Raw genomic sequence first — 25993 nt, forward strand, 5'->3', positions numbered from 1 at the left:
TTGTTTCAGACAAGCCGGCGACAGCATAGGCTTGTTCAGCAAAGTCTGATATTGCCATTGTGCATAGTGAGGCAAGAAACCGACACGGCGAAGAAGGTTGTTTAATCTGGGTCAGCAGACCAGCGGACCGCACTGGCTGGAAAACGGCCGCGGCTCTACAATCCCGCGGCCGCGACTTTGTCCGCGACGCTAAAGGCGGAACCGGCCGATCAAACGGGTCAGGGCATGGCCTTCCGCGTCCAGTGTGCCGGCCAGGTTTCCGGCGGCTTTGACCGCGTCGTCGGTTTGTCTGAGCATGGCGAGTATGGCGTCGATATGACTGGCAATCTCCTGGCTGACTTCCGATTGTTCGGCCGTGGCTCTTGCCGTGCCGCCCATGGCGGTGGCGACATCGCGCGCGTGCCGGCGGATCTGTTCGATGGTCTCGGCCACGTCCTGCGTCAGCGCGACCCCGCGGTCCACCAGCGCCAGCGCTCCTTCCACGTTGCTGGCCACGGTCCGGCTCTCCTCCTGTATGGTCCCGATCATGGCCGTGATTTCGCGAGTGGCGACCGCCGTGCGCTCGGCAAGCTTTCTGACTTCGTCGGCTACCACGGCGAATCCCCGTCCCTGTTCGCCCGCCCGGGCCGCTTCGATGGCGGCGTTCAAGGCAAGAAGATTGGTCTGGTCCGCGATGTCGCGGATGACGCCGGCAATGCTGCCGATCTGGCCGGTTCTGTCGTCCAGCTCGCCCACGGTGCCGGCCAGATGGCGCACCGTATCCGCGATGCGGGTGATTTCCCGGCTGGCCGTCATGACTTTGTCGGCGGCGTGTCCTGACAGGACATCGCTCAGTTCCGTGCTCTTTTCCGTCTGACCGACGGCTCCGGCGATCCGGGCGACGCTGTGAGACAAGGCCTCGATGCGCTGCGCGGTGGCACGGGCGGCCTCCGACTGTGTGCCGGAGCTCGCCACGATGCGTCCGATGTCGTGAGTCAATTGTGTCCCCGCGGCCTGAATGCTGTCGGCGGTGTCGCGAACTTCCAGCATCATGTCGTGCAACGAGGCGGTGAACTGATTGAAGGCGGCGGCGCTGCGGCCGATTTCATCCTGGCTGCCGGCATCCAGTTGACGTGTCAGGTCGCCCGACCCCGCCGACAGTGTCGTCATGGCGTGTTCGAGCCGGTTGAGCGGCGTGAGCAAACGGTGGACCATCAGTCCCATCAGCAGCAACGTACCGGCCAGAATGGCGATCCCGACCAGCAAGGATTGCCAGACCATTTCCCTGACGGGCGCCAGCGCGCGGTCAAGCGGGATGGAGATGCGCACCGCCCAGGGGCCTTCCGTGTCGCCGACACGAACCGGAACCAGGAAGTGCAGCCAGCCGTCGCCGCTCTGATAATCGTAATGTTTGCCCGATGCGATGGCGCGGCTCGCGTCGGCAGGCAGGGAAGTATCGGGTTTGCCAGCCCGGGCCGGATCGTGGCCCGCGAGCAGCAGGGCCTTGTTCGAGTAGAGCGACATATATCCGGTGTCGTAGGGCCGGATGCGCGCCGCCAGGTCGCGCAGGTGGTCGAGCGACAGGTCGCAGCCGACGATGCCCGCGACCTTGCCGTCAATGACGAGCGGAACGGAGAGTGTGCCCATGAGCACCTTGATATCGGGGTCGGTGTATGGCTCGGTCAGGTACGGTTTGCCGCTCTGTTTCGGGCGGGCATAGTAATCGCTGTCGTCGACGCCTTCTGCTCCCCAGACCACATCCGTCCTGCCGGCCTTGTTGAACCAGTAGACTCCCGCCCGCCCGGTCTTGTCGTTTTCCGGTTGTCCCGCGTGGCGGGCATCCGGACCATCAAACGCGTCGGGCTCCCAGATCGCCCAGTAGCCGATCGCGTCCGGGTCTCCCGACAATTGACGTCTTACGATATCCGCGAGGATGGCCCGGCCGTTGGCCGGAAGCCGTGATCGCAGCGCCAGGGCCGCGTTGGCCAGGGATTGCGTGGCATGGTAGCTGCGCTCAAGCCGCCGCTGGATGGTGCCGGCTTCCTGCTCGGCAAGCATGCGGCTTTCGTTGAGAACCGTGTCTTCGGCGTGCCGGTAACTGTTCCGGACAAAGAGGCCGACAAGCAGGCCGATCCCGATGAAGATCAAAAGCGCGGAACCGGTCAGGATCTTGCCGCGGGCGGTGGAGAAAAAGCGGGTACGCATGCGCAAGATCCTGCAAAAAAAGAAATTACGCAGTAACTATAGAAAACTCTTATCGATTTTAATAAAAAACATCCGAAGCACCCGCGGGCTCCGGATGTTCCGCTGTTACAAGGTAAAGCGCGCCATCAGGCGGGACAGGGTCTTGCCGGTGTCGGCCAGCGAGCTGACGGTTCCGGCCGAGTTTTTCACCGACTCGTCGTTCTGTTGCACCATCGAATGGATCTGCTCGATGTGCAGCGCGATCTGCTGGCTGGCGCTGGACTGTTCGCCCGTTGCCACCGCGATGTCGCCCATGGCGCTGACCATCGAACCGGAATGCTCGCGGATCCTGGCGATGGCGCTGGCGGCGCCGCCGGCCAGCGCCACACCGTTGTCGACCTGGGTCATGGCATCGGACATATTGCTGACCGCGGTGCGCGATTCTTGCTGGATCGCCTGGATCATGCCGTCGATTTCCCGGGTGGCCGACGACGTGCGTTCGGCGAGTTTACGTACTTCGTCGGCGACCACGGCGAAGCCGCGGCCTTGTTCTCCCGCTCTGGCCGCTTCGATGGCGGCATTGAGCGCCAGCAGATTGGTCTGGTCGGCGATATCGCTGATCACCCCGACAATGCTGCTGATCTCGCCGGAGCGTTCTTCCAGGTTGCCTAGCACTCCGGACAGCGTGCGCACCGTATTGGCGATGCGGTCGATCTCGCTGACCGCGTCCTGAACGGTCCGGGAGGCCTCTTCGGACATGGTTCCGGCCTCGCGCGCCAGCATTTCGGTCGCGCGGACCGAATCGGCAATATGGCTGATGCTGACCGACAGCTCTTCGATACTGGACGCCGTGGCGTTGGCCGCCATGGCCTGCTTGCCCGAGCCTTCGCTGATATGGTGAATCTCCTCTCCAAGATTCCCGACTGCGGCCAGCACGGTGTCGGCGGTGCCGCGGACTTCGAGCAGCATTTCCCGCAACGAGCCGGTGAAGGTGTTGAAGGCGGCGGCCGACTTGCCGATTTCGTCGGTGGTGGTGACGGGAAGCTCGCGGGTCAGGTCGCCGCTGCCGCCGGCCAGTTGCGTCATGGCGCCTTGCAGGGTGTCAAGCGGACGCAGCAGGCGATGCAGCACAAAGCCGAGAATGGCGAGAATGGCCGCGAGGATCGCAAGGCTCATGACGACAGCCTGCCAGGCGGCGGCTTTGACCGGCGCCATGGCCCGATCCAGCGGGATGGAGATGCGCACCGACCAGCTGTTGGGGATGCCGGCGATTTTGGCCGGCATCAGAAAGTGGCGGAAACCGTCGTCGCTCTCGTATTCATAGGCGTTGCCTTGGCGGATGGCTTCGGCGGCTTGCGCAGGGAGAGTGGGATCGGCTTTTCCCAGCTCGATGCCTTCCCGTCCGGCCAGTAAAAGGCCGCTATTCGAATACAAGGTCATGAACCCGGTATCGAACGGTTTGATGGCGGCGGCCAGCGAGGACAGATGCGACAGGCCCATGTCGCAGCCTGCCACTCCGACGGCTTTGCCGCCCGCAATCAGCGGGATGGTGAGCGTGCCCATCAGAATATGCACGTCTTCGTCGATGTAGGGCTCTGTCATGAACGGTTTGCCGGTTTTCAGTGGGGTCGTGTAGTACGCAACGTTATCCACACCACTGCCTCCCCAGACCACATCGATCTTGCCCTCCTTGCGCAGCCAGTACACGCCGCTGCGTCCGGTTTCATCGTTATGTTCCGTGCCCGCGAACTGGGCGTCGCGGCCATCCAGCGCGTTCGGCTCCCAGTCGAGCCAGTAACCGATGGCATTGGGGTTGCCGGGCAATTGCGCCTTGACCATGTCGGAGAGCAACTCGCGAGCGTTGCCCGGCTGGTGCGCCCGAACCGCCAGCGCGTCGCCGGCCAGAGTCTGGGTGCTGTGGAAAGCCTGTTCAATCATTTGGCCGACTTTGCCCGCCTCCCGTTCCGCCAGTGTGCGGGCATTGCTCATTACCGAGTCTTTGGCGCGTGAGTAGCTGGTGGCGATGTTGATGGCGACGATCGCGGTAAAGCCCGCGAGCACAAGCAAAGCGGAGGTGAACAGGATTTTGCGTCGAGTGGTAGTGAGCATTGCCTTTTCCGGGGAAGCAAGGAGAGAGGAAAGGTCGCGGACTTTAAATATTCGCGATGACAATCGCCTGTTATTTTATCACAAACTCGATTGAATATCATTATCGATTATCAATTTGTTGTGAAAATACCAAATGCGTATACATTGGATGAAAAAAAACCGGCCTCGCAGGGGAGGCCGGCCGGATGATGCCTGAACAAGGTCAGTTGCTGCGCTCAATGATCGCGCCAACCGCGTTGAGTTTTTTCTCGATATGCTCATAACCGCGATCCAGGTGGTAGATGCGGTCGACCACCGTTTCGCCTTCTGCGACGAGGCCGGCGATCACGAGACTGGCCGAGGCTCGCAGATCGGTCGCCATCACGGTGGCGCCGGACAGTGATTCCACGCCCTTGACGATGGCGGTGTTGCCTTCCACTTCAATGCGCGCGCCCATGCGATTCAGTTCCGGCACGTGCATGAAGCGGTTCTCGAAGATGGTCTCCGTGATGACCGCGGCGCCGTCGGCCACGGTATTGAGCGTCATGAACTGGGCTTGCATATCGGTCGGAAACGCTGGATAGGGCAGCGTGCGCACATTCACCGATTTGGGACGGTGTTTCATGTCCAGCGAGATCCAGTCGTCGCCCGCTTCGATGCGCGCGCCGGTCTCGGCCAGTTTGTCGAGCACCGATTCCATGGTCTTGGGCGCGGCGTTGCGCAGCACCACGTGCCCACGGGTCATCGCGCCGGCCACGAGGAAGGTGCCCGCCTCGATCCGGTCCGGCATGATCGAATGTTCCGCGCCATGCAGGCTGGCCACGCCTTCGATGACCAGGCGATCGGTGCCGATGCCGGAAATGCGGGCGCCCATCTTGTTCAGGCACAGGGCAAGATCGGTCACCTCCGGTTCGCGTGCGGCGTTTTCCAGCACGGTCACGCCATCGGCGAGCACGGCCGCCATGAGCAGGTTTTCCGTGCCGGTGACGGTGACCATGTCCATGACGATGTTGGCGCCCTTCAGGCGCTTGGCGCGGGCCTTGACGTAGCCGTGTTCGATGACGACTTCCGCCCCCATGGCGACGAGGCCCTTGATGTGCTGGTCAACCGGACGGCTGCCGATGGCGCAGCCCCCGGGCAGGGAAACCGACGCTTCACCGAAACGGGCCAGCGTCGGGCCGAGCACCAGAATGGACGCGCGCATGGTCTTGACGAGCTCGTAGGGCGCGACAAGGTTGTCGATCCCGGCCGCAGTGATTTCCACTTCGTGGACATTGTCGGTCATCACGCGCGCGCCCATGCCTTGCAGGAGCTTTTGCGTGGTGGAAACGTCGCGCAGCATCGGCACATTGCTCAGCTTGAGCGTGTCGGGGGTCAAAAGACCCGCGCAGAGAATCGGCAAAGCGGCGTTCTTGGCGCCGGATACGCGGATCTCGCCGTTGAGCGGTCCGTTGCCCTGAATGATCAGTTTTTCCATTCGTGTCAGCCTTGGAGCTTTTCCCATTCCGCGGGCGTGAGCGCCTTCTGGATGGAGAGTGCGTGAATTTCGTTGGATTGAATGCGGGTGCCGAGGACTTCCTTGATCATGCGATGGCGTTCGACGAGCCGCTTGTCGGCGAACTCCTCGGAAACCACGATGGCGTAGAAGTGGTGTCCGTCCCCCTCGACTTCGAGATGGGTACAGGACAGGCCTGCGGCGATGTATTGTCTGACTTGTTCAGCGGTTACCATGGGATATCCTGAAAAGCTTCGCGTTAGTGGCGCAATTTGTAGCCTCGCGCTACCAGTCGCAGGGCAAAGCCGGCAAGCAGCAAAAAGCTGCCGCCCGCCACCGCGGCCGAGAGCGCCGGATCGATATCGGCCTGCCCGAAAAATCCGTAGCGGAAACCGTCAATCATATAGAAAACCGGATTGAGGTGAGAGGCCGCGCGCCAGAACGGGGGCAGGCTGTTGATGGAATAAAACACACCCGACAGGAAAGTCAGGGGCATGATGAGAAAGTTCTGGAAAGCGGCGAGCTGGTCGAACTTCTCCGCCCAGATGCCGGCAATGATGCCAAGCGTGCCGAGCACCGCCGATCCGAGCATGGCGAAGAGCGCGACCCACAGCGGGTGGGCCGGCGCGGGCAGGCCGAAACCGCTGGTGACGAGAACCACGCCGAGGCCGACCACGAGTCCGCGGATCATCGCCGCAAGGAGATAGGCCGCGAAAAACTCTCCGGGCCCGAGCGGCGGCAGCAGAATGAAGACGATGTTGCCGGTGATTTTCGACTGGATCAGGCTGGACGAGCCGTTGGCGAACGCGTTCTGGGTCATCGACATCATCGCGAGGCCCGGGATCAGGAACGCTGTGTAGCTCACACCGGGATACACGTCGCCATGGCTTGACATCACGTGCGAGAAAATCAGCTGGTACATCAACGCCATCAGCACCGGCGCGGCCACGGTCTGGAACGACACTTTCCAGAAGCGCACCAGCTCTTTTTTCAGGAGGGTCAAAAAGCCCTGCATGTTCATGCTCCCCCACCGTTCATGGTTTTCACGAACACGCTTTCCAGATCGGTCTCGACCACGGACAGTTCGCGCACCTCGATGCCGTTCGCGCGCAGGCAGGCGAGCACGCCTTCGAGGGCGGCGATTTGCGGCAAACGCAGCACCACGCGGCCGTCCTCATCGCGAACCTTGAGCCCGGCAAGTTCGGACGGCAGCGCCGCGCCGAGCTTTAGCGCGACCTCGCGTTCGGCGCTGTGCGACAGCAGCGTGCTCTTGTCCTCCAAGGCGATGAGGCGGCCTTTCTTGAGCATGGCGATGCGATTGCACAAGGCCTCGGCCTCTTCCAGGTAATGGGTGGTCAGCACGATGGTATGGCCCGCTTCGTTCAGTTCCCGCACGAAGGCCCACAGGCTTTGCCTCAGTTCGACATCGACGCCGGCGGTCGGTTCGTCGAGCACGATGACGGGCGGACGGTGCACCAGCGCCTGGGCGACCATCACGCGGCGTTTCATGCCGCCGGACAGGGCCCGCATATTGCTGTCGGCCTTGTCGTCGAGTCCCAGCTTGAACAGCATTTCGTCGATCCAGGCGTCGTTGCGCGACAGACCGAAGTAGCCGGACTGGAAGCGCAGCGTCTCGCGCACGGTAAGGAAGGGATCGAACACCAGTTCCTGGGGAACCACGCCAAGATTGCGGCGCGCGTCCCGGTACTCGCGAATCACGTCGTGTCCCATCACGTGGATGGAACCCTCGTCGGGACGGGACAGTCCTGCCATCGCGCTGATCAGGGTGGTTTTGCCGGCGCCATTCGGTCCGAGCAGGGCAAAGAATTCCCCTGCGTCGATATCGAGGCTGACGGCGTCAAGCGCGGTCAGCGAGCCGAAGCGTTTGCTGACGTGACGGATGGAAAGAGCGCTGGGCATGGGCGCGAGCTGTAGGAGAAAAGAGCGGAATTATAGCGCTTTTCTTGCAAGTGTGTCAGTACGCCAGTCAGAGTCCTGACGGAAAAGTCCATGAAAAATGAAAGGTTTATCAGGAAGAGGCCGCCCGGAGGGGCGGCCTGGCGCTATTTCGCCGCGGAGGCGTCGGGCCGCGCCGGAGCCACCGGTGCCGAGGCGTCCGCCTTGGGCGGCGGCGACGAGGTCTCGCCCATGATGGCGTCGATGTTCATGTCGTCACCATCCGCCGGAGCCAGCCCCAGCGAGCGGTCGCGCACTTGCAGGAAAGCGTCGCGCGTGTAGGCATAGGGGTCCAGAGCGGCATCGTCGAGCACGCCCTCAAGCCCCAGCAGCTGTTCGCGGCGGCTCAGCAGGTTGAGTCCCGTCGCCACGTTCGCGTGGGCGGGTTCCTTGTAAAGATTGCGCTCCGGCGAGAACCAGACATAGACGCCGAGCCCCGCGCCGTCGCGCACCGTGGAAGGCCCCAGCAGCGGCAGCACGAGATAACTGCTGTTTTTCCAGCCCCAGCTGGCGAAGGTGTCGCCCAGGGTGTTCTTATTGTTTTTCAGGCCGGCCGGCGTGGCGATGTCAATCAGGCCGAACAGGCCGAACGTGCTGTTCATCGCCACGCGCAAGGTGTCGTTCAGCGCCTTCTCCGGTTCCGCGCGCAAGGTGTTGCTCACCACGCTGTAAGCATCGCGCAGGTTGTCGAAGAAATTGGACACGGCGGTGCGCACCGGTTGCGGCGTCACATCCCGGTATGCCTGGGCAACCGGTTTGGCCACCGCCCGGTCGGCGGCGTCGTTGAAGCGGAAGACGGCGCGGTTCATCGGCTCGAGCGGGTCGCGCGGATTGGTCGGCGCGCTGGCGCAACCGGCGAGCAGGGCCGCCGCGGCCGCGGCCAGAATCAGGGAACGGGTGTTCATGGTGTTGGCTCCACTGCCGGCAGAAACATGTCTTCCAGGCCGTAAAGTCGGGTCAGTGCGGTAAGTCCGGGCGGCATGCCGGCGATGTCCAGACGGACATCGCGGCGCGCCAGGCGCCGGCGCCATTCAAGAAGCAGGGCCAGCGCGGCCGAGTCGGCATCGCTCACGCCCGACATGTCGAGCCTGACGACGCCTCCTTGCGGGGCCGCATCATCCAGCCAGGCGATGAGGCCCGCCGCCGTATCCATGTCGATGCGGCCCTCGGGCCGGCGAATCAGCGCCTCCATCAGGCCCCCTTGCCGCCGTTCTTGTCCTTGAGGCTCTTGATCAGACCATCGATACCGTGCGCGCGGACATCCGCGTCGAACTGGTTGCGATAGACCGTAACGAGGCTCGCGCCCTCGACATTGATGTTGTAAACGCGCCAGCCCTGGGCCGTGCGGTACAGGATGTAGTCGACGGACACGGTTTTCTTGTCATTGCTGTTGGGCAGCGCGATATCGCTGTGAACGCTGGCTTCCTGGCCGTTGTTGTAGATGTTGGCGGACGGCTTCACGTCGACTTGCGCGTTCTTGAAGCGGGTCATGGTCGAGGAATAGGTCCGGATCAGCAGCAGCTGAAACTGAGCCGTCATCTCGTTTTGCTGATCGGGCGACGCGACGCGCCAGTTCTTGCCGAGGGCCAGCGCCGTCATGCGACGGAAGTCGAATTTCGGCAGCACCAGGGCTTCGACCTGGTCGCGGATCTTGGCCGTGTTCTTGCCATTCTCCTGCTTCAGAATGTCCAGAACCTGGCGCGACGTGTCGCGCACCAGATCCACCGGATTGTCGTTGGCGGCACAGGCGGGCAGGGCGATGCCGAGCATCAGGAACAGGGCGGTGAACAGTTTTTTCATCATGATTACGATCTTCTTTTTGATGGGTTGTCTCAATCAATGCGTGTTATTGGGCGGCGCTGCTGTCATGCCGGTCGCCTGCCGCTCCCTTTTCGGCGAAGCTGGTCATGAACTTGCCAATCAGTTGTTCCAGCACAATGGCCGAGGACGTCAGGGTGATGGTGTCGCCCTGCTTGAGATTCTCGGGATCTCCACCCTGGGTCAGACCGACGTACTGCTCCCCGAGCAGTCCCGACGTGAGGATTTCCGCGCTGGTGTCGCGGCTGAACGCGTAGCGGGTGTCCATCGACAGCGTCACGTGGGCGACGTAGCGCTTGGTATCGAGGGCGATCCCGCTGACGCGTCCGACCACCACGCCCGATGACTTCACCGGGGCCTTCACCTTGAGGCCGCCGATATTGTCGAAGTCGGCATAGAGCTCGTAACTCTTGTCGGCGCTTTGCGGGGCGAGGTTGGCCACTTTCAGGGACAGGAAGGCGACCGAGGCGATACCGATCGCCACGAAAATTCCTACCCACAAATCAATAGTAGAGCGTTTTAGCATGGTTTTTCCTAAAACATGAAAGCCGTCAGGATGAAGTCCAGCGCGAGGATGACCAGTGCGGAGGTCACCACGGTGCGTGTCGTCGCGGCGGACACGCCGGCGGCGGTGGGGGTGGACTCATGGCCTTCGAATACGGCGATAAGGGTGACGGCAATGCCGAAGAACAGGCTTTTGATCAAACCGTTGACGACATCGTAATGCAGATCCACGGCGTTGCGCGTTTGCGACCAGTAGGTGCCCTCGTCGATGCCGATCATCACGACGCCGACCAGATAACCGCCGAGGATGCCCATCACGTTGAACAGCGCGGCGAGCACCGGCATGGAGATCACGCCGGCCCAGAAGCGCGGCGCGATCACACGCGCCAGGGGATTGACCGCCATCATGTTCATGGCGTCCAGCTGTTCGGTGGCTTTCATCAGGCCGATTTCGGCGGTCATCGCCGAGCCCGAGCGGCTGGCGAACAGCAGGGCGGCAAGCACGGGACCGAGCTCGCGCAGCAGGGCGAGGGCGACCATCGCGCCCAGCGCGTCGGACGATCCGAAGCGCGCGAGGGTGTTGTAGCCCTGAAGCCCGAGCACCATGCCCACGAAAAGACCGGACACCACGATGATGATCAGCGAGAGAACACCGGCGAAATACACTTCGCGGATCACCAGATTGAAGCGCAGCAGGCTTTGTCCCGATGCGGCGATCAGCGCCACGAGGAAGCGGCTGATGAAGCCCAGGCGCCAGATGGCGTTGACGCAACGGTGGCCGAGGTGCCTGAGCGGCGACAGAATGAAGTCAAGCATGGGCGCCTCCCTGGCCGAGTCCGAGGTCGTCTTCGAGCCGGCTCTTGGCCGGGTAGGCGAAATGCACCGGGCCGTCGGCTTCTCCGTAGACGAATTGATGCACCCAGGGCGACGGCGACGCGCGAACCTCGTCCGGCGTGCCCTCGGCGACGATTTCGCCATTGGAGACGAAATAGACGTGATCGACGATGTCCAGCGAGGTGTGCACATCGTGCGTGACCATGATGGCCGTGGTGCCGAGCGCGTCGTTGAGCTTCTTGATCAGGTGAGCGATGACACCCAGCGAAATGGGGTCAAGACCGGTGAACGGCTCGTCGTAGAGCATCAGCGCCGGATCGAGGGCGATGGCGCGCGCCAGCGCGACGCGGCGCGACATGCCGCCGGATAGCTCCGCGGGCATCAGCGACTGGGTGCCGCGCAATCCGACTGCGTTCAGTTTGAGGGTGACGAGGTCGCGGATCATCGCGTCCGGCAGCCGGGTGTGCTCGCGGATGGGGAAGGCCACGTTCTCGAAGACCGTCAGGTCGGTGAACAGGGCGCCGAACTGGAACAGCAGGCCCATGCGCCGGCGATGTTCGAACAGTTCTTTCGCGCTCATGTCGCCGACATTACGGCCGTCGACGATGACTTCGCCTTTCCGGGCCCGGTATTGTCCTGAAATCAGGCGCAGCAAGGTGGTCTTGCCGCTGCCGCTGCCTCCCATGATGGCAACCAGTTTGCCGCGCGGAATGCTGAGGTTCACGTTCTTCAGGATGGGGCGTTCGCCGTAGGCGAAGCTGACATTCCTGAGTTCGATGTAGGGATCGATAGACACAACACTTCCGAAGTGGTTTTTAAAAAAAGCTTCGATTCTTAAATTTACATTAGTAGATTTTATCGGCTCCGGACTCTCATGCCAAATCGCCCGGGGTTTCCGGCCCCTGTTTGTGGTGCTCTGCACAACGACGACGGAAGCCGGCACGCCATGCGGCCGGCTTCCGGCAAGACGGGATCAGACGCCGCGCAGCAGTTCGTTGATGCTGGTTTTGGCGCGGGTTTTGGCATCGACCTTCTTGACGATGATGGCCGCGTACAGACTGTGGCTGCCGTCGCGGGCGGGCAGGCTGCCCGATACCACCACCGATCCGGGAGGCACGCGACCGTAGTGCGTTTCACCGGTTTCCCGGTCGTAGATGCGGGTGGACTGGCTGATGTAGACGCCCATCGAAATCACCGAGCCTTCGCCGACAATCACGCCCTCGACGATTTCCGAGCGGGCGCCGATGAAGCAGTCGTCCTCGATGATGGTCGGGTTGGCCTGCAGCGGTTCGAGTACGCCGCCGATGCCGACGCCGCCCGACAGGTGCACGTTCTTGCCGATCTGGGCGCAGGAGCCGACCGTGACCCAGGTGTCGACCATCGTGCCTTCATCGACATAGGCGCCGATATTCACATAGGACGGCATCAGGACGGCGTTGCGGCCGATGAAGCTGCCCTTGCGCGCCACGGCGTTGGGGACCACGCGGAAGCCGCCTTCGCGGAAACGCGCTTCGTTCCAGTCGGCGAACTTGGTCGGAACCTTGTCGAAAAAGTGGTTCACACCGTCGTCGAGAACGACGTTGTCGCGGATGCGGAAGGACAGCAGCACGGCTTTTTTGACCCATTGGTGCGTGACCCAGTCGCCATCGATTTTTTCGGCGACGCGCAACCGGCCTGCATCAAGCTCGCTGATGACTTGTTCGATGGCGGATTTCAACTCCGCGCTTACCGTGGAGGGGGTGATCTCGGCACGTCGTTCAAACGACTCTTCGATCAGGGCCTGGATGGGATGCATGTGATGGAGTCCTCCACAAAGATGAATGGAAACGGTCATGGTATCTCGTTCGGTTGGCCGGTCGCGCCGGTCGTGGACGAAGACAAAATCGCGGCGGCGGGCGATCTTGCCGAATCGGGACAGGATGCCAGAAGCGGAGGCTCCGCGTCGAATCGGGCTTCGTATCTTACCGGTAAATGTGTATCGGGTTGTCGTTCAGACAGGGTAAAGGGGATAATTGTTCCGGCATCCCGGAGCGGGATGACATTAACCTGGGAGGGTGCGCCATCATGAAATCCTGCTGTGTCAGTCCCGAGCGCGCGCGCAGGACGCGGATGCGGAATCTGGCGGTCATGCTTGTTCTTTTCGCCGCCGCACTGCTGATCGCCTGGCTGGCGGCGTGACCGAGCGAGCCCTTTAACCTTGTCCGCAGGCCGGACGCAGGGCCTTGATGGAGTAAAGATCGAAGCGGGTGCTCTTGCCATCGAGGTTTGCCGAGGGCGGATAGCCTTCGATCGGAGGTCCGAGGCGCGGGCGCTTGACGACCACGCGGGTACGCGCCGCGGCGATGGCCGCTTCCAACAGCGCAGCCGTATCCAGGTCATCGCCGATGACGTGCTGGAATGCCTGCATGTCTTTCTTGGCCGCGGCGCTTTTGCCGGTATCCGGAAACATGGGGTCGACGAAGACCACATCGGGCCTTTCCTTCTCGTCCAGGGCGGCGAGCCAGTCGATCGAATTGGCGTGGACCAGTCTCATCCTGGCGGCGATGTCCATGGTGTCGGGATGCACGCTGGCCCGTTCCAGCGCATCGTGAAGCAAGGCCGCGGCGACCGGGGAGCGCTCCACCAGCGTGACCCGGCAACCCAGGCTCGCCAGCACAAACCCGTCACGGCCAAGGCCCGCGGTGGCGTCCACCACGAACGGAGCGGCCACGCCGCCTTTCAACCCGATCGCCCGGGCGACCGGCTGCCCCCGTCCGCCCCCCTGCTCGCGGCGGTGGCGCGCCGCGCCTTCGACGAACTCCGCGTATACCGAACCGTGCCGGCCGACGGTCTCCAGTGACAGGCGCGTATCTCCCAGTTCCAGCCAATACCCCGTTTCCGGGCGTTGCTTTACCCGTGCAAGACCGAATCGTTCGGCCAGCCGCAGGGCCGTATCCTTGCGCGCCGGCTCGGCGCAGAACAATGGGGTGGAGTTCATGAAAAATCCCGATGCGTCAACCGCGCCACGATACGGCATGGTCTTCCGGCAGGCAAGGGCGATTCACAACCTGTCATGGGCGGGAAAATCATCTATATCGAACTCATGCTGTTGATACCAATGGCTTAACCGACTTTCAAGCCGATGAACGGCGCGATCCTGTTCTAGCCGTGCTGAGCATGATGAGGTGCTGGTGCTATGGATATGGATGCGTCATCGTTGAACCGGATTTATCGCGTGGTGTGGAGCGAATGCCGCCAAGCCTGGGTGGCGGTGCCCGAATTTGCCGGAGGAAAAGGCAAGCCGGCGCTGAGGCGGATCGTGCTGGCGGCGGCGATTACCGCTGTGGTGACCGAGGCCCGGGCCTTCACCGATCCTGTCGGTTCGGGAACTGTCGTGACTGGCGAGGTCGTCGTATCCGGTACGCAAAACGTGCTCTCCGGCGGCGCGGCAGTGACCACCGTGATCAATGTGTCCGGGACACAAATCGTCTCGAGCGGAGGCTCGGTTACTTCATCGACGGTCAACAATGGCGGCCAGTTGCTGATATCCGGGGGCGTGGCCGGCAGCGCGACCGTCAATAGCGGTGGTCAAGCAACGGTGCTCGGCGGGGGCGCCGCGGATCGCTCGGTCGTCAATGCCGGAGGAAGCCTTGCCGTCTCTTCCGGCGGCTCCGTCGCCAATACCACGCTCAACAGCCGCGGAACATTGAATGTTTCTTCCGGCGGCATCGCCGGGAGTACCGCCATTGGTAACGGCGGAAGATTGGTCGTGTCTTCCGGAGGGATCGCCACGGCCGTCGCTCAGGCCAGCGGCGGCGCGCTGATCGCCGACACGCGCGCGACGGTGTCGGGAACCAACGGTTCCGGGAGCTTTTTCATTTCCGGCAATACGGCCTCCAATGTTCTTCTGGAAAACGGCGGAACGTTGACCGTTGTTTCTGGCGGTACGGCGCTCTCGGCCTCTTTGCATAGCGGCGGGACCCTCGTCGTGTCTGCCGGAGGCAGCGCCATGGATGTCACTCAGTCAAGTGGCGGCGCGCTGGTCGCCGACACGCGCGCGACGGTGTCGGGTAATCATGTCTCCGGCAGCTTTTCCATCGGCGGCAATGTCGCTTCCAATGCTTTTCTGGAAAACGGCGGGGCGCTGACTGTCGCATCAGGCGGCCAGGCCGTCTCGACGCATCTTGGCACCAGCGGGCTCATGACCGTGGCGGCCGGCGGATCCGCCTCCTCCACAGGGATCGCCAGCGGAGGAAACCTGACCGTTTCGTCGGGCGGCGTCGCCACGGATGTCGTCCAGAGCGGCGGCGGGGCGCTGGTCGCCGATACCCGCGCGACGGTGTCCGGCAGCAATGCGTCGGGAAGTTTCTCCATCGCCGGCAATGTCGCGTCGGCGGTCCTTCTGGAGAATGGCGGAGGACTGACCGTGCTGTCGGGCGGTTCGGCAACCAGCACCTTCCTCGGAAGCGGGGGTACCTTGACCGTGTCGTCGGGCGGTGTGGCGACATCGATAGCCCAGGTATCCGGCGGGGCCCTGGTCATCGACAACACGGTGACCATTTCCGGAACCAACCGTCTGGGGAGTTTTTCGGTGGCCAGCGGTTCGGCATCCGGTGTACTGCTTGAAAACAACGGAGAGCAAACCCTCTCGTCGGGCGGTTTCGCCATCAGTACCACCATCTATAACCATGGCCAGCAAATCGTTCTTGGCGGCGGAGTGGCGTCTGCCACCGTGATCGACAGCGGCGGTCAGAATGTCAGCGGGGGCGGTTTCGCCTACGATACCACGATCGACCATGCCGGCGGCCAGCGGCTTTATGGCTACGCGAGCAATACCTCCGTGACCAACTCCGCGTGGCAGTCGGTCCGTTCGGGAGGCCGGGCATTCAGCACATTCGTGAGCCAGGGGGCGTTTCAGGACGTTTATCAATTCGCCGAGGCGACCGATGCGACCATCAACGCGGGTGGAGTCCAGCATGTCTTGGGAGGGATCACCAGCCGTACCGTCGTCAATAGCGGAGGCATTCAGTACATCTACGCTGGTGGAGTCGACAATTCGGCGAGCATTCATTCCGGTGGCAATCAGCTGATCAGTTCGGGCGGGCAGGCCATCTCGGGCGTGATTCAAACCGGCGGAACTCAGGCAGTGTCTTCCGGTGGAGCCGCCAGCGCGACACTTGTCAGCGGCGGGGCGCAGATTGTATTTGCCGGAGGGCAGGACAGGGATGCTTCGGTCATTTCCGGCGGCGTGCAGCAATTGTCGGGAGACAGCCTTGGCGCCGTCATCGGCAGCGGTGGAACACAAAACGTGCAGGCTGGAGGCGCGGCGACATCGGCGACGATCGGGGCAGGAGGGGTGCAGCTTGTCTCCACCGGCGGGCTCGCCCGCGCCGCGATCGTCAGCGGCGGCAGCCAGACGCTTTTCGCGGGCGGCGTCGACAGCGGCGCCACCGTGCTGGCCGGTGGCGTCCAGACCGTCAGTTCCGGCGGCGTGACCCGCGCCGGAACACTCGCTGCGGGCGGCAGCCAGCAGCTCTTGTCCGGCAGCACCGCCATGGCCACGACGGTCAGTGGAGGAACCCAGATCGTGTCGTCGGGGGCTGTGGCCGGCGGCGTCGCGATTCTGTCCGGAGGGCAGCAAACCGTGCTTGCCGGTGGCGCGGCGCCGGGCGCGCAGATCGGCAACGGCGGCCGCCAGGATCTGCGGGGCAGCGTCGTCGCCGGCGCCACAGTGCTCGCGGGCGGCCTGCAGGTGCTGTCGTCGGGCAGCATCGCCAGCGCCACATCCGTCAGCGGCGGCGGGCAGGTCATTCTGTCCGGCGCGCAGGCGCTGGCCAGCGTGATCGCGGCCGGCGGCATCCAGACCGTATCGTCGGGCGCGCTCGCCAGCGCGTCGCTCCTGAGCGCCGGCGGGGTGACCTCCGTGCTGGCCGGTGGCGTCGCGCGCGACACGGAAGTCAACGACGGCGCTCGGCTGACCGTCGATCAGGACGGGCTGCTGCAAGGCGTCACCCGCATCAACGGCACAGCGACCCTCGACGGCACGATGCCGATCCGCAATCAGGGCGAGGTGCGCGTCACCCCTGGCGCCGACCGCGTCTGGGGCACCGTGCTCGGAGACAGTGGCGGATTGACCTTGCAGGGCAGCCATACCCTGACGCTCGCCGCCGCGCAGACCTACAGTGGAATTACCTCGGTCGAAGGCGGCACGCTCAAGGCCGGCGTGGCCGACGCCATCGCCGCCAGTCAGCTGCTGCGCATCGGCGACGGGGCGCGCTTCGAGCTGGGCGGTTTCGACCAGCATGTGGCGCGGCTGCAGGGCGGCGGCACGCTGGCGCTGGGCGCCAATACCCTGACCCTGAACGGTGCCGGCGGCTCGGCCGTGTTCACCGGCACCGTGGAGGGCTCGGGCGAGTTGGTCAAGGACGGCGCCTATACCCAGGTGCTGGGCGGCGCGCTGACCTATACGGGTATCACGCGCATCAATGCCGGCACGCTGACCCTGGACGGCGGCGCGGGAGGCGGCCGTCTCAACGGCGATGTGATCGGCCGGCCGGGCAGCCGGCTGGTCCTGCAGAACGGCGCGACGCTGACCGGCGCCATCGATCCGCTGGATGTCAGCGTGCTGGCCGGCTCGACCTGGACGGTGACCGGCGACTCGACGATCGACACCCTGGAGTTGGCCGGCAACGTGACCTACCAAGTGCCCCGGACGGTGTCGATCAAGACCCTGCGCGTCACGAACCTGGTCGGCGAAAATGGCGTGTTGACGGTCAACGCCCTGCTGGGCGGCAACAGCTCCAGCATCGGTCACCTCATCATCGACGGCGGACGGGCGACGGGGAGCACGCGGCTGGCGGTGCGCAATCTCGGTGGCCTGGGCGGCTTGACGCAAGGCGACGGCATCCGGGTCATTCAGTCCGTCAACGGCGCCAGCACCGCCCAGTGGCAACTCTCCCTGCTCCAGCCGGTGCTGGCCGGCGCCTACGACTACCGGCTAAAGCGTGGTGCCGCGCAGCCGGACGACTGGTATCTGTCGTCCGATAGCGGGGGCAAACCGAACTATCGCTCCGAGGTGCCGCTGGACATGACGGTGCCGGCCGTGGCGCTCAAGTACGGCGCGATGCTGGCCGGCGGCTGGCGGGAACGGCGCGGGGGCATGGACAACGGGCCGTACTGGGGCCGGGTCATGGCTCAGAGCGTGCGCCACGACGGCGCGCGGGACAGCCTGGGGGACGGCGCGACGGCGTTCCGCGCGCACTTGTACGGACTCCAGGCCGGAGCCGACCTTTACCTGCGGAGCGGCGAGACGACGGACGACCGGGCCGGGATCTACGGCGCCTTGGGCCAGAGCACGGCCCATGTCACCCGGAACGACGGCGGCGCCGCCGGCAAGGCGACACTGGATGGCTATGCGCTGGGCGGCTACTGGACCCGGCGCGGTGCGGCGGGCTGGTATCTGGACGGAGTGCTGCAGGCGAACTGGTCGGAGGTGAAAGCCCGTTCGTCCAACGATCTGGACATGCGCACCCACGGCATGAGCTGGCTTGGGGCGCTGGAAGCCGGCTACGCGTTCCGCCGGGGTGACATCACAATCGAGCCGCAGGCGCGCGTGGCCTATCAACGGCTGCGGCTGGCGGATACCCGCGACGAGGCGTCGGCCATCCGCTTCGGACGCATCGAAAGCGTCCCTCTGCGCCTGGGGGTGCGCATTGCCCGACAGCTGGAACGCTCGTCCGCCGGCGCGCTGACCCTCTGGCTCCAGCCGGGAGTGGAGCATGAGTTCAAGGCCTCGCACCGGACCGGCTTCATCGCGCAAAACGGCTCCAGCACCACGCTGGGGTCGGACCTGTCGGGGTCGAGCTTCATTCTGGCGGCAGGGGTATCGGGTTGGGCGAGCAAAACGCTCAGGCTCGACGTGAAGGCCGATTACAAAACCTCGCTGTCGGGCACGGCGTTCCACGGCTTTGGGGCGACCTTCGCCGTCAATGCCCGGTTCTGATGGCGTCTTCGAATACAAATATCGATATTATTCCCCTGATGCGTTAGCACCGTCGGCACGGTGGGGCGCGGTAACATGAGTCATGCCCGTCTTGCTTGCCTTTTCCCTGGGGGTGACGGTATGCGCACTGTTGCCCGGCCTGCCGGATGTACGGCTATTGGCGCTGATGCTTCCGGTCGGGGTTGGCGCATGGCGCGCCGGTATGCAAAAACGCGCCTGGCTGGTCTGGTCTTTCGCGTTCGTCGTTGGCCTGGGCTGGGCCTGTTTGCGGGCGCAGTGGCGTCTGGACGACATGTTGTCTCCGTCCCTCGAGGGCAAGGTGGTTTCCGTTGAACTGGTGGTGCGGGACGCGCTGCCTGTCAGTGGACTGCGCACCCCGGTCGATGTCGAGATCGAAACGGCATCGACCCCCTTGCATGTGCCAGGCCATGTGCGTCTTGTCGACGGCAGGGGGCAGAGCTGGCCGGCGGGCAGCCGGTGGCGTGTGCCGGTGAGGTTGAAGGGGATGCACGGGACGGCCAATACGTTTGGCGCGGATCTGGAGCGCACTTCATGGGCCGCCGGTTCTCTCGGGTTCGCGTATCCCGCCGGTGGCCGGCAGCGTCTTGCCGATGCCACGGGTCCGCAGGCCATGATCGATCGCTTGCGTGAACGGATGGCCCGGCGGGTGAGCCATGTGCTGGGCAACAATCAGGAGGCGGCGCTGGTCGCCGCGTTGTCCGTGGGGGTGACCCGCGGCATGTCCAATGAGAGCCGGGAGCGTTTCGCCAATACGGGGTTGAGCCACCTGGTGGCGATTTCCGGCCTGCACATCGGCCTTGTCGCGGGACTGGTGGCGTTGGCCGTGCGACATTTTCTGGGATGGCTGGCTCTGCGGCGCGTGGCACCGAAGCCGGTCGCCGTCTGGGCTTGTGTCATGGCCGCGGCGGCTTACGCCGTGCTGTCCGGTTTTGCCGTTCCCGCCCGAAGGGCGTTTTTCATGGTGTTGTTCGTCGCGCTGATGCTGGCTTCCCGACGCGCGACAAGCGCGGCCGCCATTCTGTCCCTCGCGCTGGCCGCCATCCTGCTGGCCGATCCGTTCGCGGTCATGACTCCCGGGTTGTGGCTGTCCTTTTCCATGGTGGCGGCGCTCTTGCTGATCGGTTCGGGACGCCGGAAAGCCCGGTCGGGGTGGCGCTCGACGGTTGCCGCCCAGTGGGCGACATCGGTGATGTCGCTGGTGCCGGTCCCGTTGTTCTTTGGCGGACTGCCGCTGATCTCGCCGGTCGCCAACCTGATCGCCATTCCCTTTGTTTCGCTGTTGCTGGTTCCGCTGTCGCTCGTCGGTTCCCTGCTGCCGTTCGATAGCGTGCTGCGGGCGGCCGGCTGGCTGGCCGGTCTGTTCCTGCAGGGTGTGGCGCTGCTCGATGGTGCGCCGGTTCTGAATGTGGCGGTGCCTCCCGCGATCCTGTCGGTGGCGGCCATGGCCGGAGCAGGCTGGTTGTTGTTGCCGCGGGGAGTACCGGGAAAAGGGTTGGCGGCGCTGCTGCTCGCGCCGTTCCTGCTTTACCGGCCCGATGCCCTGCCGGGCGGCGTGTTCCGCATGACCGTGCTCGATGTCGGACAGGGGCTGTCGGTGCTGCTCGAGACCACTTCGCATGCGCTGCTTTACGATACCGGCGCGCTGGCCGCCGGCAAGGTGGTGTTGCCAGCCCTGGCCGGGCGCGGGGTCGGCCGTCTTGACCGGCTGGTGTTGTCGCATCACGACACCGATCATGATGGCGCTGCGCCGGCGCTGGTCGCGAAAATGCCCGTGACGGGTGTTCTGGCCGGCCAGGCCGATACATGGCACACCGCTCCGTTTCCCGCAGAGCAATGCCGTCCTGGTATGGCATGGCAGTGGGATGGCGTGTCGTTCGAGGTGCTTTCTCCGTCCGAATCCGTGTCGAGCCGTGGCAAAAACGATTACAGTTGCGTTATTCGCGTGACCGGACGCTTTCATTCGGCGTTACTGACCGGAGACATCACCGCCAGGGTGGAGCAGAGCTTGTCCTCCGATGATTCGCTGGAGTTGCGCAGCGATATCATGACCGCGCCACACCACGGCAGCAAGACTTCATCATCGGACTCTTTCCTTGCCCGGGTCGGACCGAAATGGGTGGTTGTCAGCGCGGGATTCCGCAACCGCTATGGTCATCCCCATGCCCTGGTGCTGGAGCGCTACCGGAAGGCCGGCATCGACGTGGCCAGAACCGACCTGGATGGGGAAGTGACGTTCACTGCGGAGCCCGTCATGCGCATCCGGCGCTACCGGAGCGATTCTGCGCGCTACTGGCGGGCGAGGTCCTCATCGCAGGGAGACCTGGGCCTCCACCACATTGCCTTTCCCCCGGTATTCCAGCCTGTCGAACGAGAGGCGCCGGGCAATCAGGATACCGCGTCCGTGCGTCTCGATCAGGGATGAGCCCGGCGCGGACAAATAATGTTCCCAGTCGAAGCCGCTGCCTTCATCCTCGATGACGAACCGGATGGATTCGGGGTCGCGCGCGAATCTGACCGTCACTTGCCGGGAGCCGTATTCGGCCGAGCCAAGGCGGCGTTCCAGTTCATGTTCCCATTGTCCGTCGGCTTGCAGCGCGGTTTTTTCCTGGAAGGACAGCGCGAGGTTGCCATGCTCGATGGCGTTGACCAGCAGTTCGAAAAGCCCCGTCGCCGCTTTCTCCGGGGAGGGGCAGGTCTTGGCCAGCAAGGTTGTCACCTGCTGCGCTTCCTTGTGCGTGCGCAGGGCGAAACAGGCTTCGTTCAGATTGCGCAAGGCTTCGATCTGCTGGGTGGCCAGTTCCTTGAAATAAGCGTGCCGATCCCAGTGGCTGACCGCGGCTTCGACAACGGCCAGCAGCATTTCCCGCGAGAACGGTTTGGTCAGATAGTAAAAGGCCCCGGCGGACAGTCCTTCCTGAACGCTCGCGGCCGCGCCGACAGCCGTTTGCATGATCACGGGGAGGAATTCGAGCGACGGCGTGCTCTTGATGCGTTTGAGCACTTCGAAGCCGTCCATGCCTGGCATCATCTTGTCCAGGAGAACCGTGGCGAAATTCGCTCCGTCTTTTTCCAGGATCGCCCAGGCCTCCTCGCCGGTTTCCGCCTGGACGGACTCGAAACCGGCATCCTCCAGCAGTTCGGCCATCAATTCGAGATTGAAAGGCTCGTCGTCCACCAGCAGCAACCTATGACCCATGGTCGGATACCTCCGGAGCAGTTGTGTCGCGGGGGATGCGGAACCGGAACAGGGCGCCGCCATCGGGCGTGTTGCTCGCCAGGATCTCCCCTTGATGAGCATGGATGATCTCCCGGCAGATTGCCAACCCCAATCCGGTGCCTCCCGCGCCGGTTTTGGTGGCGCTGCTCTGGATGAACTTGTCGAAGATGGTTTCCAGCTCGCCCGGTGGCACGCCCGGGCCTTGATCCTCGACACTGACTTCCACCATGGAATCGTCGGAAAGATGTACGCTGACCCGTATCCGGCTGTTGTCCGGGCTGAACTTGATCGCATTCGATAGCAGGTTGCGCATCACCTGGCCGATCCGCAACGAGTCCATGCGCGCGATAATCGGACGCACGGAGTAGATGGTTTCCATCTGGATGGCTCTTGCTCCGGCCAGCGGGGAAAACTCGTCGACCGCTTCGGATATGGCCTGGGCCAGATCGTGAGGGCCCATGCGGTATTCCATCCGCCCGACTTCCATCTTCGCGAGGTCCAGCAGGTCGTTGAGCAGGTTCAGCAAGCGGCTTCCGCTGGTGTGGATGCGTTCGAAGTAATGTCGCAGCCGCTCGTCCTGGAGCGGGCCGATCCGCGTCTGGCCCATTTCGGCGAAGCCGAGGATGGCGTGCATAGGCGTGCGCAGCTCGTGCGACATATTGGCGAGAAACTCGGTTTTCGCGCGGCTGGAGTCTTCGGCCAGTTCTTTGGCCGCGCGCAGGGCGTCCTCGACCGCCCGGTCCGACGAAAAGTCCTGATAAAGCCAGATGGTGCCAAGACCCGGAACCGAAGGGTTGAGCGCCTTGCCATACAGCCGGCACCAGAAGGGCCTGCCGTGCTTCGTGACGAGGCGCAGCTCCGATTTGACCACCTTGCCCTCGTTGAGCAGGTTATACAGCGCGCGGCCGGTGCGCAGCCACTGTTCCTCGCTCTGGTAGAAGCGCAGCGTGCTCTGATTGAGAATTTCCTGTTCGTCGTCGCACTGGAACATGTCAAGGAAGGCCTGGTTGACCTGTTTGAGGTTCCTGTCGACGATATAGGCCATGGCCATGGGACTGGCCTCCAGCAAGGCGGCAAGTTGGCTGCGCTGCATTTCCACCTGTTCGGCCAGGCTGTTCTTGAGGTTGATCAGGGCCGCTTCTTTTTCCTTGCGTACGCTGATATCCCGGCATACAACCAGATAGAACGGGTCATCCGGCATGTCCACGCGCGACAGGGACATTTCCACTTCGAGCTGCGACCCGTCGCTGCGCACGAGGTGCCCCTCGAACGGTTGCCGGCCCAGCGCTTCGGCCAGCGCTTCAAAATGGATCAGCCCCGTGGCATCGTACAGGTCGGGAAGCACGGAGCCTGCCGGAAGGCTCTCCAGGGTTTCCCCGGCCTGGTTGGCCAGTGCGGCGGCGGCCGGATTGGCGCTGATGATCGTGCCATGGCGGTCGATAAGAACAAAAGCGTCGGTACTGGCGCGAAGGATGGCCTGCTGGCGGGCCTCGCTCTCCAGACGGGCCTGCTCCGTTTTCACTAGCGCATCCTGAATGCTCGCCAGGGTGGACTGATCGGCGCTACGCATTTCCCTCTCTGCGGCCAGTTGCAGTCGGTAGCCATCGATTCGTGCGGTCAAACGGTAAAGCGCCAGCCACAGGAGCAGGCATGCCGTCGCGGTGAATGCCATGATGGTATAAGTGCCGGAAGATTTTTCGATGTCTCCTCCGTAACCGAAAAGCATGACCTTCATATCTCCGATGTCGTAAGTGAGGCTGTGCAGCGGCGCTTCGGGAGGAATGGGTCGGCCGGACCGGGAGTCGAACAGGATTTTCGAGTCGCCCCGCGCGGTTTTTTCCCAGGCGATCAGCCGGGACATGTCTTGCCGGTTTCCGGCCGCCATGTTCTCGCCGTACGCCAGCGTATCGCGATTCAAGCCCAGAAGCAGGATCCAGCGGTTGTCTTTCAATGTCACCGCTATGTATAGCCTCTGCGGCGCGCCGACGGCATCCCGGGATACGAGCAGTACCGGATGGGCGGTATTGCGCGCCCATTCCAGCGAACGGATCCATCCGGAAGACACGCCCATGTCGAGGCCGCGGGGAAGCGCGTTCGCTCCGTCCGGCAGCGAGGCCTCCACCGGAAAATAAATGGATCGCTGAGGACTGGGCTCCTGTTGCAAGCCGTTGACACCGTGAATCGTCAACGAATTGACGGTTTCGAAATCGGCGCGTTCCACCGGCAGGACGCGCCGGATCAGAGTGATGTCCGTGATTCCGGCATCCGGGCGGATGAATTCCCGGCTGACCAGGCTTAGCACCGGCATCGAAGGCTGGCGGTCGTTGTGCTGCAACGTGGCGAGGGCCAGCAAGAACGCCTGCTCCTGCAGACTGTCCAGCCGCTGGGCCAGGCTGTTCACATCATTGCGGACCATTGCCTGACGGGTGTCCTGCGCGGCTTGCCGATCGTGTTGCCGGATAACGGAGTATTCCGCGGCGAGCAGAGCGATCGAGATGACGACGCCGGCTGCCAGCAGGGCTATCCGTTTCCAGCGGGTTTCCACCGCGCTTCTCCCGTGCGCGGTCAGCGACCCGACAAATGGCGATACAGGGCGAGATATTCCTGTGTCAGCTTGTGCCGGGGCTCAAGGTGAATCATCGGGCGCGCTGCCTCATGCGACTCTCTGATGCGCACCGAGGAGGAAAGACGGGTCGGGATGACCGGCAGCCCTTCGGCCTCCAGTTCTTCGACCAGGCGGGAGGGCAGACTGGCCCGCGGCTGGAACTGGTTGACGACAATGCCTTCCACCGCCAGGCCGGGGTTGTGGTCGGAGCGGATTTCCTCGACGTTGCCGATCAGGGTGTACAGCGCTTGGCGGGAAAACGTATCGCAGTCAAAGGGAATGAGGCACCGGTTCGCCGCGATCAGGGCGGAGCGGGTATAAAAATTGAGGGCGGGCGGAGTGTCGATCCAGATCTCGTCATACGTGCCGGACAGGCGGTCCAGCGCCTCCTTGAGTTTGAACATCTTGTAGCGGGACTCGAGCTTGCCCATGAGCTCGGCCAGTTCCGGGTCCGATGCCAGCAGATCAAGGCCGTCGAACGGGGTCGGAATGACGTATTCTTCGACCTCCTTGCCGAACAGGGAGATATTGAGCGCCTGTTCAAAGAAGTCGCCGGCGGACGGTGTGTCGCCGGAGGGTTGCCCTCCGGTCAGATAATGACTCGCGTTGCCTTGCGGGTCCAGATCGATGAGCAGCGTCTTGCTGCCCAGATTGGCCGCCACGGCGGCAAGGTTGACGGCGATGGTGGATTTTCCCACCCCGCCTTTCTGATTGAATACCACACGGCGGATTGCGCTCATGGAACCCCTTTCACAAGCGCCGGGTCATGCCGTGCGGACCGGCTCAGTTGCCCGTGTCTTTTCCGCAAACGACGAGCATCTGCTGGTAGCTCGCCGAGTTTTGCACGACCGGCATAGGTTTTATCTGAGCGTCATTATAGGAGAAGCTGGAGATCTGCCGGCCATTTTCATCAAATAAATCCATCGCGGTCAGTTTGAATGTACGGTTGGCACAATCGATTTCCCAATAATTGAGGGAAATTTTATGCCGCGGGGTATTCAGGAAATTTTCTTTTCTGAGATTGAAAATCGTTTTTCTATCGCGGAAGGTCACTTTCTGACCATTGCGGAGAATCGACAGCTTGTCCAGTTCATTCAGGATGTTGCCATTGGGAGAGACGCCAAGATTGATCCAGTCGGCGCTGGCCTGCGGCGGCAGAGAGCCGTTTCGGACGACCGGCCGGGTGATGGTAGCGGCGGGTTGGGTGGCGCAACCGGCCAGGAAAAGGGCGGCCGCGACGGCCAAAAGACGGTATCGCATCGAAAAAACTCTCCGGGGAAATCGACGTCAGTGTCGCACAGTCGGTGATCG

20 protein-coding genes are annotated in these 25993 nt (G+C 63.3%); 2 read left to right on the forward strand and 18 right to left on the reverse strand.

Annotated features, from left to right (window positions below):
• Positions 1 to 189 precede the first annotated feature (189 nt).
• The 14 genes from JNO50_RS01000 to JNO50_RS01065 form a co-directional block, all read right to left on the reverse strand.
• Positions 190 to 2184 (reverse strand): methyl-accepting chemotaxis protein, encoded by a 1995-nt coding sequence (locus JNO50_RS01000; protein WP_189536795.1) that lies wholly within the window; start codon positions 2182 to 2184, stop codon positions 190 to 192.
• A gap of 105 nt (positions 2185 to 2289) precedes the next feature.
• Positions 2290 to 4272, reverse strand: coding sequence for a methyl-accepting chemotaxis protein (locus tag JNO50_RS01005; protein ID WP_189536798.1), 1983 nt, complete (start codon positions 4270 to 4272; stop codon positions 2290 to 2292).
• A 202-nt stretch (positions 4273 to 4474) separates the two neighbouring features.
• Positions 4475 to 5728: a UDP-N-acetylglucosamine 1-carboxyvinyltransferase gene (gene murA, locus JNO50_RS01010; RefSeq protein ID WP_189536800.1), complete on the reverse strand. Its 1254-nt coding sequence runs from the start codon at positions 5726 to 5728 to the stop codon at positions 4475 to 4477.
• Between the two features lie 5 nt (positions 5729 to 5733).
• The gene (locus tag JNO50_RS01015; RefSeq protein ID WP_189536802.1) at positions 5734 to 5982 is read right to left on the reverse strand and encodes a BolA family protein; all 249 of its coding nucleotides are present in this window, start codon (positions 5980 to 5982) and stop codon (positions 5734 to 5736) included.
• Between the two features lie 23 nt (positions 5983 to 6005).
• A complete protein-coding gene (locus tag JNO50_RS01020; RefSeq protein WP_189536804.1) occupies positions 6006 to 6761 on the reverse strand; it encodes an ABC transporter permease in 756 nt (251 codons plus the stop codon).
• Between the two features lie 2 nt (positions 6762 to 6763).
• Positions 6764 to 7666 carry an ABC transporter ATP-binding protein gene (locus JNO50_RS01025; RefSeq protein WP_189536805.1) on the reverse strand — a complete coding sequence of 301 codons (903 nt, stop codon included), beginning with the start codon at positions 7664 to 7666 and terminating at the stop codon, positions 6764 to 6766.
• Positions 7667 to 7809: 143 nt separating this feature from the next.
• Positions 7810 to 8607 (reverse strand): MlaA family lipoprotein, encoded by a 798-nt coding sequence (locus tag JNO50_RS01030; protein ID WP_189536808.1) that lies wholly within the window; start codon positions 8605 to 8607, stop codon positions 7810 to 7812.
• Positions 8604 to 8894 (reverse strand): STAS domain-containing protein, encoded by a 291-nt coding sequence (locus JNO50_RS01035; RefSeq protein WP_189536810.1) that lies wholly within the window; start codon positions 8892 to 8894, stop codon positions 8604 to 8606. Before JNO50_RS01035 ends, JNO50_RS01030 begins: the two co-directional genes overlap by 4 nt.
• A complete protein-coding gene (locus JNO50_RS01040) occupies positions 8894 to 9505 on the reverse strand; it encodes an MlaC/ttg2D family ABC transporter substrate-binding protein (protein ID WP_229804931.1) in 612 nt (203 codons plus the stop codon). Before JNO50_RS01040 ends, JNO50_RS01035 begins: the two co-directional genes overlap by 1 nt.
• A 43-nt stretch (positions 9506 to 9548) precedes the next feature.
• The gene (gene mlaD, locus JNO50_RS01045; protein ID WP_189536812.1) at positions 9549 to 10046 is read right to left on the reverse strand and encodes an outer membrane lipid asymmetry maintenance protein MlaD; all 498 of its coding nucleotides are present in this window, start codon (positions 10044 to 10046) and stop codon (positions 9549 to 9551) included.
• Between the two features lie 8 nt (positions 10047 to 10054).
• Positions 10055 to 10840 (reverse strand): lipid asymmetry maintenance ABC transporter permease subunit MlaE, encoded by a 786-nt coding sequence (gene mlaE, locus JNO50_RS01050; RefSeq protein ID WP_189536814.1) that lies wholly within the window; start codon positions 10838 to 10840, stop codon positions 10055 to 10057.
• Positions 10833 to 11654, reverse strand: a complete 822-nt coding sequence (locus JNO50_RS01055; protein ID WP_189536815.1) for an ABC transporter ATP-binding protein — start codon at positions 11652 to 11654, stop codon at positions 10833 to 10835. The genes mlaE and JNO50_RS01055 overlap by 8 nt, the downstream gene beginning before the upstream one ends.
• A 177-nt stretch (positions 11655 to 11831) precedes the next feature.
• Positions 11832 to 12653: a 2,3,4,5-tetrahydropyridine-2,6-dicarboxylate N-succinyltransferase gene (gene dapD, locus JNO50_RS01060; RefSeq protein ID WP_189536817.1), complete on the reverse strand. Its 822-nt coding sequence runs from the start codon at positions 12651 to 12653 to the stop codon at positions 11832 to 11834.
• Between the two features lie 396 nt (positions 12654 to 13049).
• Positions 13050 to 13835 carry a class I SAM-dependent methyltransferase gene (locus tag JNO50_RS01065; protein WP_189536819.1) on the reverse strand — a complete coding sequence of 262 codons (786 nt, stop codon included), beginning with the start codon at positions 13833 to 13835 and terminating at the stop codon, positions 13050 to 13052.
• Between the two features lie 219 nt (positions 13836 to 14054).
• Between JNO50_RS01065 and JNO50_RS01070 the strand changes: the two genes are divergently transcribed.
• Both JNO50_RS01070 and JNO50_RS01075 read left to right on the forward strand, forming a co-directional pair.
• Entirely contained in the window at positions 14055 to 18839 is a 4785-nt protein-coding gene (locus JNO50_RS01070) for an AIDA repeat-containing protein (RefSeq protein WP_215796445.1), read from the forward strand.
• Positions 18840 to 18921: 82 nt separating this feature from the next.
• Positions 18922 to 21282 (forward strand): DNA internalization-related competence protein ComEC/Rec2, encoded by a 2361-nt coding sequence (locus JNO50_RS01075; RefSeq protein WP_189536921.1) that lies wholly within the window; start codon positions 18922 to 18924, stop codon positions 21280 to 21282.
• Here the strand turns inward: JNO50_RS01075 and JNO50_RS01080 are convergent.
• From JNO50_RS01080 to JNO50_RS01095, 4 genes are read right to left on the reverse strand one after another with little or no spacing between them, the layout of a single operon-like run.
• Positions 21166 to 22056 carry an ATP-binding response regulator gene (locus JNO50_RS01080; RefSeq protein WP_189536918.1) on the reverse strand — a complete coding sequence of 297 codons (891 nt, stop codon included), beginning with the start codon at positions 22054 to 22056 and terminating at the stop codon, positions 21166 to 21168. The genes JNO50_RS01075 and JNO50_RS01080 overlap by 117 nt on opposite strands.
• A complete protein-coding gene (locus tag JNO50_RS01085) occupies positions 22046 to 24622 on the reverse strand; it encodes a sensor histidine kinase (protein WP_189536917.1) in 2577 nt (858 codons plus the stop codon). The genes JNO50_RS01080 and JNO50_RS01085 overlap by 11 nt, the downstream gene beginning before the upstream one ends.
• Before the next feature lie 20 nt (positions 24623 to 24642).
• Positions 24643 to 25422: a ParA family protein gene (locus tag JNO50_RS01090; RefSeq protein ID WP_215796446.1), complete on the reverse strand. Its 780-nt coding sequence runs from the start codon at positions 25420 to 25422 to the stop codon at positions 24643 to 24645.
• Between the two features lie 43 nt (positions 25423 to 25465).
• Positions 25466 to 25942: a surface-adhesin E family protein gene (locus tag JNO50_RS01095; protein WP_189536916.1), complete on the reverse strand. Its 477-nt coding sequence runs from the start codon at positions 25940 to 25942 to the stop codon at positions 25466 to 25468.
• Between the last annotated feature and the right edge of the window lie 51 nt (positions 25943 to 25993).

The sequence above is a fragment of the Paludibacterium paludis genome, from assembly GCF_018802605.1.
In the GTDB taxonomy this organism is placed as follows: Bacteria; Pseudomonadota; Gammaproteobacteria; order Burkholderiales; family Chromobacteriaceae; genus Paludibacterium; species Paludibacterium paludis.

Bases quoted from the DNA above. Each gene is read 5' to 3' on its own strand.
- JNO50_RS01000 (WP_189536795.1), bottom strand. From the start codon at position 2,184: ATGCGTACCCGCTTTTTCTCCACCGCCCGCGGCAAGATCCTGACCGGT.
- JNO50_RS01005 (WP_189536798.1), bottom strand. From the start codon at position 4,272: ATGCTCACTACCACTCGACGCAAAATCCTGTTCACCTCCGCTTTGCTT.
- murA (WP_189536800.1), bottom strand. From the start codon at position 5,728: ATGGAAAAACTGATCATTCAGGGCAACGGACCGCTCAACGGCGAGATC.
- JNO50_RS01015 (WP_189536802.1), bottom strand. From the start codon at position 5,982: ATGGTAACCGCTGAACAAGTCAGACAATACATCGCCGCAGGCCTGTCC.
- JNO50_RS01020 (WP_189536804.1), bottom strand. From the start codon at position 6,761: ATGCAGGGCTTTTTGACCCTCCTGAAAAAAGAGCTGGTGCGCTTCTGG.
- JNO50_RS01025 (WP_189536805.1), bottom strand. From the start codon at position 7,666: ATGCCCAGCGCTCTTTCCATCCGTCACGTCAGCAAACGCTTCGGCTCG.
- JNO50_RS01030 (WP_189536808.1), bottom strand. From the start codon at position 8,607: ATGAACACCCGTTCCCTGATTCTGGCCGCGGCCGCGGCGGCCCTGCTC.
- JNO50_RS01035 (WP_189536810.1), bottom strand. From the start codon at position 8,894: ATGGAGGCGCTGATTCGCCGGCCCGAGGGCCGCATCGACATGGATACG.
- JNO50_RS01040 (WP_229804931.1), bottom strand. From the start codon at position 9,505: ATGATGAAAAAACTGTTCACCGCCCTGTTCCTGATGCTCGGCATCGCC.
- mlaD (WP_189536812.1), bottom strand. From the start codon at position 10,046: ATGCTAAAACGCTCTACTATTGATTTGTGGGTAGGAATTTTCGTGGCG.
- mlaE (WP_189536814.1), bottom strand. From the start codon at position 10,840: ATGCTTGACTTCATTCTGTCGCCGCTCAGGCACCTCGGCCACCGTTGC.
- dapD (WP_189536817.1), bottom strand. From the start codon at position 12,653: ATGCATCCCATCCAGGCCCTGATCGAAGAGTCGTTTGAACGACGTGCC.
- JNO50_RS01065 (WP_189536819.1), bottom strand. From the start codon at position 13,835: ATGAACTCCACCCCATTGTTCTGCGCCGAGCCGGCGCGCAAGGATACG.
- JNO50_RS01075 (WP_189536921.1), top strand. From the start codon at position 18,922: ATGCCCGTCTTGCTTGCCTTTTCCCTGGGGGTGACGGTATGCGCACTG.
- JNO50_RS01080 (WP_189536918.1), bottom strand. From the start codon at position 22,056: ATGGGTCATAGGTTGCTGCTGGTGGACGACGAGCCTTTCAATCTCGAA.
- JNO50_RS01090 (WP_215796446.1), bottom strand. From the start codon at position 25,422: ATGAGCGCAATCCGCCGTGTGGTATTCAATCAGAAAGGCGGGGTGGGA.
- JNO50_RS01095 (WP_189536916.1), bottom strand. From the start codon at position 25,942: ATGCGATACCGTCTTTTGGCCGTCGCGGCCGCCCTTTTCCTGGCCGGT.